Genomic DNA, 10,040 nt, shown 5'->3' with positions numbered 1-10,040 from the left:
TGAACCTGCGGCCTTCAGGTTATGAGTTCCATTTTTTAAGCTTCGCCAGAGCCGCATCACACCGATTTTAATGCTATAAGATACTGTTTTATTGATGTTTTATATCAGATCACAATACACTCTTCCTTGACCGGGATCGCCCAATTTCGCCCCCAGATGATTCCTATTTGATTCCAGCAGCTGGAGACAAAAGCATGGTCAAGATCACGAAACGTTCCGTCGAGGCCGCCGCCAGAACCGGCAAGGAATATTTCCTCTGGGACGACGAGCTTCGGGGCTTCGATCTCAGGGTCCATCCCTCGGGTCGCAAAATCTACCTCGCCCAGTTTCGCGCGGGCGGCCGCATCCGACGGGTCAACATTGGCCCACATGGCCCGATCACCCCGGACCAGGCCCGGACCGAGGCCATGAAGCATCTCTCAGATGTCCGGCTCGGCAGCGATCCCGGCGCGCAACGCGACCGGCTGCGCGCCGCCGCGACCATGAAGGAATTCGCCAAGCGGTTCCTCGCCGAACACGTCGCCTCTCATTGCAAGCCCTCGACACAGTACGAGTATCGCCGCTGCGTGGACCTGTTCATCACCCCGAAGCTGGGAACGCTCAAGATTATCGACGTAACCCGCGCCGATGTCGTCGAACTGCACCAGTCGCTGAAGGAAACGCCCTATCAGGCCAACCGGGTGCTGGGCGTAATGTCGATCATGTTCACCCTAGCTGACACATGGGGCATGCGGACAGACGGGATCAATCCATGCTGGAAGGTCAAACGCTACAAGGAAGTGAAGCGGGAGCGTTACCTGACACTCGATGAACTGGCCCGGCTGGGCAAAGTGCTCCGCGAGGCGGACGGTGAGCCGGAAGCCGCAACCTGCATTCGCCTGCTATTGCTCACCGGTTGCCGCCTTGGGGAGATCCAGACGCTGAAATGGGAGTATGTGGACGCACGCGCGGGCGTCCTGCGCCTGCCGGATTCCAAGACCGGAGCCAAGGTCGTGCCCATTGGCAAGGCAGCACTGGACGTGCTGGCGGACATTCCCCGGATCGAGGGCAATCCCTATGTCATCACCGGGAAGGTGGACGGGCAATATCTGACCGACATCCAGAAACCGTGGCGACGGATACGCATGCGGGCTGGGTTGAATACCCTACGTATCCACGATCTGCGTCACTCCTTCGCCTCGGATGCACTCCAGCTTGGTGCGGACCTTACCATGATCGGGCGGTTATTGGGCCACACGCAGGTGCAGACCACCGCACGCTACGCCCATCTCAAGACTAATCCCATCCGTGTAACGGCTAACAAAATTGCAAACTTTATTCACGCTTCCTTAGAACACAGAAAATAAACAAAGCGTTAAACATCTATGATATTATATTCAAATTTTAAATAAAACACATTGCAAAAATCGATAGCCATTCAGATGTTAACCGTCCAAAGACTGTTTGCATTCATTAATATGATGGCATATCCTAAGCTTAATTTTATTGCCGTATAAGCGGGTAGTCGCATAGTGACTGATGTCTTAGATTTAGAAGTCGCCTTGGCAGCATTGCAGCGTGATTATTCTAAACTCAAGCCAAGAATTCGCAGTCTAGATCATACTGTTACCTGTGACTGTTCAGGCGTAACACTTCGTCTTCATTTTCCTGCATTTCGTCAGGGGCAAGCTACAGTCCATGAACTGATCAACGTTATATCGCAGTTTTTAACCGCGTTTGCGATGCCTCGTAAGGAAGTTTCTGCTGTTAGTGCGCTTTATGGCAATGTATGCGAAGATGACTTTATCGCGCGATACACAGCGCTTTCTGAGGCCGCAAAAAACCTATTCAAGCGCGCAAACGAAGCGACCAATCGCAATGGTGAAGCAGGAGAGCTATTACTATATTTGCTCACAGAATGGATATTAGGTGCGCCTCAAATAATAGCAAAAATGTCTTTGAAGACAAACCGCGAAATGCCTGTTCATGGAGCGGATGGCATCCATGCAAAATTCTGCCAAGAATCTGGGAAAATATTTTTATATTGGGGTGAATCAAAATTATATTCAAACATAACTGCAGCGATTTCTTCTGCCGTAGATTCCATATCAGAATCGTTAGATCCAGAAAAAATGCAGCACGAAATTGATTTAGTACAAAGAAATATCGATTTCTCCGGTCTGAACGGATCAGCTAGGGAAGCATTCCTAAGATATCTTGATCCATTTGATGAATCTTATAATGATCGCGATGATATCACGACCTGCCTGATTGGTTTTGATTTCAAAGCTTTTGCTGCAATCACACCGGCAGATGCGACAAAAGCAGAAGAAAAATTCATAATATTGGCGCAAAAAGAGTTAAAAGAAATCGCACCAAAATTAGCACAAAAGCTTCATGAGGCCGGCTTAGGCGGGCGTCCGATCGAGATTTTTTTCTTTCCTGTTCCTTCTGTACAAGAATTTCGTGACTTATTTCAGGCCAAGATCGGCTGGAAAAAATAATGCAAGAGTTAATTGAAAAAGTTTGGGAAAATCCTCTTTTCCATAATGCATCTCATCGCATTCAATTGGCATGGTTACGTCAAGAGCTTGGCACTGATGCAGAACTTCTCGACCTTGAAGAGGCCAATCGCCTCATGAGAGCGGCCGCTATCCTTGCGTGCTCAACGAACCAAGAACACCGCAAAATCGCTTTTCGCGTAGCTACATGCACATATGAAATTTTCAGAACAAAGTCTCTTCCGTTTGACCAAGCATTAAGAGTCGTTCTAGCTCGGTTAGGAAATTTTCCATCTATCATGACACGGAAAGATGTCGCATCTTCTGGGAAAAATCTTCCTCTTACTTTGGCGACAGAAGAAGCTGCTTCTGCAGAAAGCCGAAGAGTAATTTTTAATAAGAAAAATATTTACCTAACAGATTTTCAGCATACTCTATGGGTTAATTTACTTAACAAAAAACGCATTGCTTTGGCAGCCCCTACTTCAGCGGGAAAGTCTTTTGTTCTTCAACACTATATTTCTTCAATATTCTCAAATAATACAAATAATTCCGTTATATACATCGTCCCAACACGAGCATTAATTGCACAGGTAGCGGAAGACCTTGTTGAACAATTCAGAGATTTTGAGGAAGAGAAGCCTGAAATTATAACAATCCCCATTGATAACGAGACCCCACTCCCAAAAAATGCCATCTACGTGATGACACAAGAGCGAGTACAACTTGCCCTCATTGCTCATAAAAATTTTTTCGCTCATATAATAATCGTTGATGAAGCCCATTCAATTTCAGAAGGCGCTAGAGGAGTACTGTTACAATGGGTCATTGATGACCTACTTCACAGAAAAAATAATTCTCAAATACTTTTTGCAAGTCCGACCATTAGAAATCTAGACGTTTTTGGAAGACTATTTGATATAAAAGATGTTGTGGAATTTTCATCTGTCGAGCCGACTGTAGCTCAAAATTTTTTAATAACAAAAATAGACTCAGCAACTAAAGGAAAAATTTCTATACAAACTGTCGGAGATGGGAGAAGCCCGCTCTCACACGTGGCTGACTTGACATTGAATCAAAATATTTCCAGTCGAATTGACAAATTGGTTCATATTTCAGCAACATTAGGACATGGTCAGTCAAACATCATTTACGCGAACGGCGCGGCTGAGGCCGAAAATATTGCTATTTTATTAATGGATCTTTTTATAGATCGGCCAGACAAGGAGTCTCTTTTGGCACTCTCGGAATTAGCCAAAGAGACCGTACATCCGAACTACATATTGGTAGAATGCGTAAAGAAAGGGATCGCTTTTCATTACTCGAACATACCAACCCATCTAAGACGGGCAGTTGAAGATGCAGTTTCTAATGGGCAAATTGATTATCTCATTTGCACAAGCACCCTTTTACAGGGAGTTAACCTACCTGCAAAAAATATCTTCCTTTGCTCTCCGGAACGAGGACGTAGGAAGGCGATAGAATCAACGGATTTTTGGAATTTGGCAGGACGTGCCGGAAGACTGCTGCGCGAATTCCAAGGTAATATTTTTCTAATTGATTACGATAACTGGAAGAAAAAACCATTAGATGGTCCTAAAGATTCCATAATTGTCCCCGCAATTGAAAACACAATAAAGAACCATGAAGATATCCTATTAAGTGTCATCAACGATGATTCAGTGGGAAAAATCACTGATACTGAAAATTTTGAAACAGTATTTGTTCGTCTATTTTCGGACCATATGAGGGGAAATTTAGATAGAACATTAACTCGTCTAGGTATCACTGAAGACACTATCGAGTTTAAAACTATTTTTGATGCATTAACATTAGCAGAACAAAAAATTACTATACCTCCGTCTATTGTGAGAAAAAACCCAGGCATCTCTGTTCATAAACAACAAAGACTACTTGATATATTAAACAATTATATTTCTCATAGCTCTGCCTCTGCTAAGATTCTCATTCCTAAGCATCCGCGCGAAAGCGACGCATATAAATCTTATGAAGCTATTTTAGAGATATGTTATCAATCTCTACTTGATCACGATACATCGAAAATAAAAATTTATCGGTTCCATGCTCTTATTGCACGTAAATGGATGCTTGGGACATCATTATCTCAAATAATTGATGACCAAATCAAACGGTCACCACAAAAAATTATCCGGACAACTATTCGAGATACTCTTAAACTGATCGAAAATGATATTCGGTTTCAGGCAGTTCGTCTTTTCGGCTGCTATAATACCCTTTTAACTTATGCCCTAGATAAGGCAGGATTAATAGACTTGGCATCAAGCATCCCGTCCTTGCCTCTATATTTGGAGATTGGTGCATCTGATAAAACTATGATAAGTTTCATTTCTCTTGGCCTATCTCGCGTTACAGCTATGAAATTAAATGCTTTATCAGCGCGGAAGGACCTTGACGTCAGTGGTGCATTACACTGGCTACGAACGCGACCTTTAGAATCTTTTGGCCTATCCCCGCTTCTACTTTCAGAAGTAAGGGCAATACTATTACTTGCGCATTAATTTATTTCACTTTATCCCTTTATATATTTTCAGAGACCTCAGATTATCTGCATAATTATTTTTTAGATAATTTAATTCGCGAATGATCAGAGCGATATTTGCACCAAAAGATCAGCCGCTTGCACTCCCAACGCCTTTGCTAGTCGATCAACCACCTCAATGAAAGCCGCATACTGGCACCGCTCTAACGAGCTGATATAGGTCCGGTCAATATCAGCAAGATGGGCAAGCTCTTCCTGCGACACCCCGCGTTCACGCCGGTATCGTTTAAGGTTTGCTGCCAGAATCTCCCGTAGATCATGAGCCTGTTATCACTTTCATGAAGTGAATCATGCGGTTACGTGATGCGGCCTTTGCTCTATGCAGGCTCGTTCCGTTTCTGAAATCCTCGGCTTCTCACAAAATCAGCGACAAACGGACCTGATCCGGGGAGGCCGCCCCATGCCGCTCGACGTCTGGCAGTCTGAGACCGACCGTGCCGCCCTCAAACGCCTGGATGAAGCCGGTTTCGCCGGGGCCTTCATGCGGCGCTGGACGACCTATCGCAAAGATCATGCCGAGACAGCGCGATTGATCTCAGCAGGCGCATCCAATCCCAACGCGGAATGGGATACCTTCTGCCAGCGCTGGAGGATACGTTTTCCCACATAACCCGGAAATACCCGTCACCCGCCTACCCGATCTTCAGGCGCCGGCCCTGCAGGGGCCACGGGAAAGTAATGGGCGTATTTTCCGGCCACATCTGATCTTCGGAATTGTCGCCATGTTCCTGTATGTGGGCATTGAAGTCATGGCAGGGGATGCCATCGGCACTTATGGGCAGGGCTTTGGTTTGCCGCTCAGCCAGACCCGCTTCTTCACCTCTCTGACCCTCACCGCAATGCTGGGGGGATACGTGGCCGGTTTTGTGATTGTTCCACGCATCCTGACACAGGAACGGCTCATGGAACTGGCCTGCATTCTGGGAGGGATGCTCACAATCACAGCCTTCCTGACGCATGGCTATGTTTCTGTACTCTGCGTGGCTCTCCTCGGAGCTGCCAACGCCATGCTGATGCCCACAATCTTCCCGATTGCGATCCGTGGCGCAGGTTCATGGACGCCTCTGGCGTCCGCACTGCTTGTCATGGCGTATAGCGGCGGGGCCGTCATTCCGCAGATTTATGTGGCCCTGAAACCCGTGATCGGGTTTCAGGCGATGTTCGCACTGCTTGTTCTGCCATCCTATCTTGCCCTGCTGATCTATGCGCGACGTTATGGTCAGACTGGCCTCCTACCTCTGGATCAGAAACCATGATGTCACCTCCTGATAACAGGCACTTCCTGCGCAAGCACAACATGCTTGACGGCAGATTTCAGGTCATAAAATTCTGGACCAATTCAGAGCGCCGAGCGTGATACGTCATACAGGATTGATGCACCCCATGAATGTCATTGTCACCGACAGCCCCGAGCAGGCCTTCCAGTGCGCCGCCGATATGATCACGGATGAGATCCGCAGATCTCCCACACCTGTTCTCGGCTTGGCAACGGGCCGTACAATGGAAAATATCTACCAGATTCTGGTGCAGAAGCATGAGATAGGCGCACTGGATTTTTCCGGTACCACCTCTTTCAATCTGGACGAATATGTTGACCTGGCGCCTACGGATCCGAATTCATACCATCACTACATGCAGGATCATCTGTTCGCTCATGTGAATATGCAGGCAAATCGGGCGCATGTTCCGAACGGCATTGCACCGGATCTGGAAGTGGAATGTACGCGTTATGAAGCGGCTATCCATGCGGCAGGTGGCATTGACCTGCAACTCCTGGGCATTGGCGAGACCGGTCATATTGGTTTCAACGAGCCCCCCTCAGCGTTCGACAGCCGGACACGGGTTGTACATCTCGATGAGGTCACACGACGTCAGAACAGCGGCATGTTCGGCAACGATCCGGACCGTGTCCCCCCTCGCGCCCTGACCATGGGAGTGGGCACGATCCTTGATGCGAGGCGCCTTGTGCTGGTCGCTGTCGGAGAAGGAAAGGCGGCAATCGTCAATGAAGCTCTGAACGGCCCTATAAGCGAGACCGTAAGTGCCTCCGCAATCCGTCTTCATGACAACGCCACGATCATTCTGGACAAAGCCGCAGCCAGTGACTGGAAGCGGACAACGAGATGACACTGTCCGTTTTTTTGAATGCTAAAACGCAAGAAGCCCGCTCTGAGAGTACGCTAACATCTAAAGTAGGTTATCTGAGCGATATGATCGCCCCTGATTTGAAGCTTCGCCGTGAGTCTCTTGGACTAAACAGCTCTCCTCCCCCCGGCCTTCAAACGCGAAAACCCCCACGAACCTGTTGGTTTCGTGGGGGTTTCAGGCACCTGGTGCAGGGATCTATGGTTGCGGGGGCAGGATTTGAACCTGCGGCCTTCAGGTTATGAGCCTGACGAGCTACCGGGCTGCTCCACCCCGCGGTGGTGTTTGGTTGATGTTGGGGGATTTGGTGTGGTGTTGGGTAGGCTGGGGGACCTGGCGGCGACCGACTTTTCCGCACCTTAAGGTGCAGTATCATAGGCGCTGAGGGATTTCACGGCCGAGTTCGGGATGGGATCGGGTGTAGGGCCCTCGCAATGGCCACCAGGTCTTCCAGCCCACCCTGTCTTTTGAGAGAGGGTGGTGGTTGGTGCGTTTGAAGTGTGTGGCTGATTTCTGTGCATGTGTTTTGGAGTGAGAAGTATGAGCGATTAGGACCGGTTAGCTGCATGCATTACTGCACTTTCACACCCGGCCTATCAACGTGATGGTCTGTCACGGCTCTATGAGACCTCGTTTTGAGGTGGGTTTCCCGCTTAGATGCTTTCAGCGGTTATCCCGTCCATACTTAGCTACCCGGCTGTGCCACTGGCGTGACAACCGGTGCACCAGAGGTATGTTCATCCCGGTCCTCTCGTACTAGGGACAAATCCTCTCAAGTCTCTTACACCCACGGCAGATAGGGACCGAACTGTCTCACGACGTTCTAAACCCAGCTCACGTACCACTTTAATCGGCGAACAGCCGAACCCTTGGGACCTGCTCCAGCCCCAGGATGTGATGAGCCGACATCGAGGTGCCAAACCTCCCCGTCGATGTGGACTCTTGGGGGAGATCAGCCTGTTATCCCTAGAGTACCTTTTATCCGTTGAGCGATGGCCCGTCCACGTGGGACCACCGGATCACTATGGCCGACTTTCGTCTCTGATCGAGCTGTCACTCTCACAGTCAGGCGGGCTTATGCCATTGCACTCGACAGCCGGTTTCCGACCGGCCTGAGCCCACCATCGCGCGCCTCCGTTACACTTTGGGAGGCGACCGCCCCAGTCAAACTGCCCACCATGCAGGGTCCCGGACCAGGCTTACTGGTCTCGGTTAGACATCAGAAAAATTCAGGGTCGTATTTCAAGGATGGCTCCACCCAAGCTGGCGCCTGGGTTTCAAAGCCTCCGACCTATCCTACACAGAATGTCTCTGATGCCACTGCAAAGCTGCAGTAAAGGTTCATAGGGTCTTTCCGTCTGACCGCGGGTACCCCGCATCTTCACGGGGAATTCAATTTCGCTGAGTCGATGCTGGAGACAGTGGGGAAGTCGTTACGCCATTCGTGCAGGTCGGAACTTACCCGACAAGGAATTTCGCTACCTTAGGACCGTTATAGTTACGGCCGCCGTTTACCGGGGCTTCAATTCAGTGCTTGCACACCTCCTCTTAACCTTCCGGCACCGGGCAGGCGTCAGGCCCTATACGTCATCTCACGATTTCGCAGAGCCCTGTGTTTTTACTAAACAGTCGCTACCCCCTGGTCTGTGCCACCCGTCCATGGTTGCCCACGAGCGGGTCTCGTTTATCCCGAAGTTACACGAGCAATTTGCCTAGTTCCTTCAGCATCGTTCTCTCAAGCGCCTTGGTATTCTCTACCAGTCCACCTGTGTCGGTTTCGGGTACGGTCTATACGCCAGAGCTATTTCCTGGAATGATTGAAAAGCCTGTTCAATCCGTTAAGGACAGACAACATCTCTCATTCGTCACTTCTGGCAGGCCCAGTAATATTCAACTGGTTCCCATCGACTACGGCTCTCGCCCTCGCCTTAGGGGCCGGCTCACCCTGCGTGGATTAACCTTGCGCAGGAACCCTTGGACTTTCGGCGACAGTGTTTCTCGCACTGTTTGTCGCTACTCATGTCAGCATTCGCACTTCCGATATCTCCAGAGAGGGTCACCCCGTCTCCTTCGCAGACTTACGGAACGCTCCGCTACCGCGCATTCAAAGAATGCACCCACAGCTTCGGCACGTGGCTTGAGCCCCGTTACATTTTCGGCGCAGGGTTTCTAATAGACCAGTGAGCTATTACGCTTTCTTTAAAGGATGGCTGCTTCTAAGCCAACCTCCTGGTTGTTTTGGAATCCCCACATCCTTTCCCACTTAGCCACGATTTAGGGGCCTTAGCTGGTGGTCTGGGCTGTTTCCCTCTCGACAATGGACCTTAGCACCCACTGTCTGTCTGCCGGGCTATACTCCTGGGTATTCGGAGTTTGGTTAGGTTTGGTAAGGCTTTGGGCCCCCCTAGCCCATCCAGTGCTCTACCCCCCAGGGTAAACACCCGACGATCTACCTCAATAGATTTCGCGGAGAACCAGCTATCTCCGAGTTTGATTGGCCTTTCACCCCTAGCCACAGCTCATCCCCGACTTTTTCAACAGGCGTGGGTTCGGCCCTCCAGTGCGTGTTACCGCACCTTCAGCCTGGCCATGGCTAGATCACTCGGTTTCGGGTCTTCTGCCAGCAACTCATTCGCCCTATTCAGACTCGCTTTCGCTACGCCTACACCTAACGGCTTAAGCTCGCTGCAAACAGAAACTCGCTGACCCATTATACAAAAGGTACGCCGTCACCCCATAAGAGGCTCCGACTGCTTGTAGGCGTCCGGTTTCAGGTCTCTTTCACTCCCCTCATCGGGGTGCTTTTCACCTTTCCCTCACGGTACTTGTTCGCT

The 10,040-nt window shown here is 49.5% G+C and carries 7 protein-coding genes, 1 tRNA gene and 2 rRNA genes (1 of these 10 cut by a window edge); 6 read left to right on the top strand and 4 right to left on the bottom strand.

The annotated features are described in order from the left end of the window. The first annotated feature begins 194 nt into the window (after positions 1–194). The 3 genes from GLS_RS07140 to GLS_RS13120 all read left to right on the top strand — a co-directional run bounded on the left by GLS_RS07140 (position 195) and on the right by GLS_RS13120 (position 5,020). On the top strand, positions 195–1,346 hold the full coding sequence (locus GLS_RS07140) for a tyrosine-type recombinase/integrase (RefSeq protein WP_041111699.1): 1,152 nt from the start codon (positions 195–197) through the stop codon (positions 1,344–1,346). 165 nt (positions 1,347–1,511) lie between these two features. After that, a complete protein-coding gene (locus tag GLS_RS07135; RefSeq protein ID WP_041111698.1) occupies positions 1,512–2,483 on the top strand; it encodes a HamA C-terminal domain-containing protein in 972 nt (323 codons plus the stop codon). Beyond that, a complete protein-coding gene (locus GLS_RS13120; protein WP_080691911.1) occupies positions 2,483–5,020 on the top strand; it encodes a DEAD/DEAH box helicase in 2,538 nt (845 codons plus the stop codon). The genes GLS_RS07135 and GLS_RS13120 overlap by 1 nt, the downstream gene beginning before the upstream one ends. An 86-nt stretch (positions 5,021–5,106) precedes the next feature. On the opposite strand, the gene GLS_RS13115 is transcribed toward GLS_RS13120, so the two are convergent. Next, a complete protein-coding gene (locus tag GLS_RS13115) occupies positions 5,107–5,304 on the bottom strand; it encodes a helix-turn-helix domain-containing protein (RefSeq protein WP_226986672.1) in 198 nt (65 codons plus the stop codon). Positions 5,305–5,461: 157 nt separating this feature from the next. Between GLS_RS13115 and GLS_RS07125 the strand changes: the two genes are divergently transcribed. The 3 genes from GLS_RS07125 to nagB all read left to right on the top strand — a co-directional run bounded on the left by GLS_RS07125 (position 5,462) and on the right by nagB (position 7,188). Further along, entirely contained in the window at positions 5,462–5,671 is a 210-nt protein-coding gene (locus GLS_RS07125) for a transcriptional regulator domain-containing protein (protein WP_041111696.1), read from the top strand. 112 nt (positions 5,672–5,783) lie between these two features. Further along, entirely contained in the window at positions 5,784–6,317 is a 534-nt protein-coding gene (locus GLS_RS07120; protein WP_226986538.1) for an MFS transporter, read from the top strand. Between the two features lie 127 nt (positions 6,318–6,444). Then, complete coding sequence (gene nagB, locus GLS_RS07115; RefSeq protein WP_041111695.1) at positions 6,445–7,188, top strand: glucosamine-6-phosphate deaminase; 744 nt, start codon at positions 6,445–6,447, stop codon at positions 7,186–7,188. A 219-nt stretch (positions 7,189–7,407) separates the two neighbouring features. On the opposite strand, the gene GLS_RS07110 is transcribed toward nagB, so the two are convergent. The 3 genes from GLS_RS07110 to GLS_RS07100 all read right to left on the bottom strand — a co-directional run. Continuing rightward, positions 7,408–7,484: transfer RNA gene (locus GLS_RS07110), tRNA-Met, on the bottom strand. A gap of 53 nt (positions 7,485–7,537) precedes the next feature. Further along, positions 7,538–7,652, bottom strand: a 5S ribosomal RNA gene (gene rrf, locus GLS_RS07105). 82 nt (positions 7,653–7,734) lie between these two features. Continuing rightward, a 23S ribosomal RNA gene (locus GLS_RS07100) occupies positions 7,735–10,040 on the bottom strand (it continues 430 nt past the right edge of the window).

It is taken from the genome of Gluconobacter oxydans DSM 3504, assembly GCF_000583855.1.
GTDB classification, from domain to species: Bacteria; Pseudomonadota; Alphaproteobacteria; order Acetobacterales; family Acetobacteraceae; genus Gluconobacter; species Gluconobacter oxydans.
Note: the sequence above shows the minus strand (reverse complement) of the source record. Positions and strands in the feature narration are given on the sequence as shown.

Coding starts and splice junctions, on each gene's coding strand:
- nagB (WP_041111695.1), top strand. CDS start 6,445: ATGAATGTCATTGTCACCGACAGCCCCGAGCAGGCCTTCCAGTGCGCC.
- GLS_RS07140 (WP_041111699.1), top strand. CDS start 195: ATGGTCAAGATCACGAAACGTTCCGTCGAGGCCGCCGCCAGAACCGGC.
- GLS_RS13120 (WP_080691911.1), top strand. CDS start 2,483: ATGCAAGAGTTAATTGAAAAAGTTTGGGAAAATCCTCTTTTCCATAAT.
- GLS_RS07120 (WP_226986538.1), top strand. CDS start 5,784: ATGTTCCTGTATGTGGGCATTGAAGTCATGGCAGGGGATGCCATCGGC.
- GLS_RS07125 (WP_041111696.1), top strand. CDS start 5,462: ATGCCGCTCGACGTCTGGCAGTCTGAGACCGACCGTGCCGCCCTCAAA.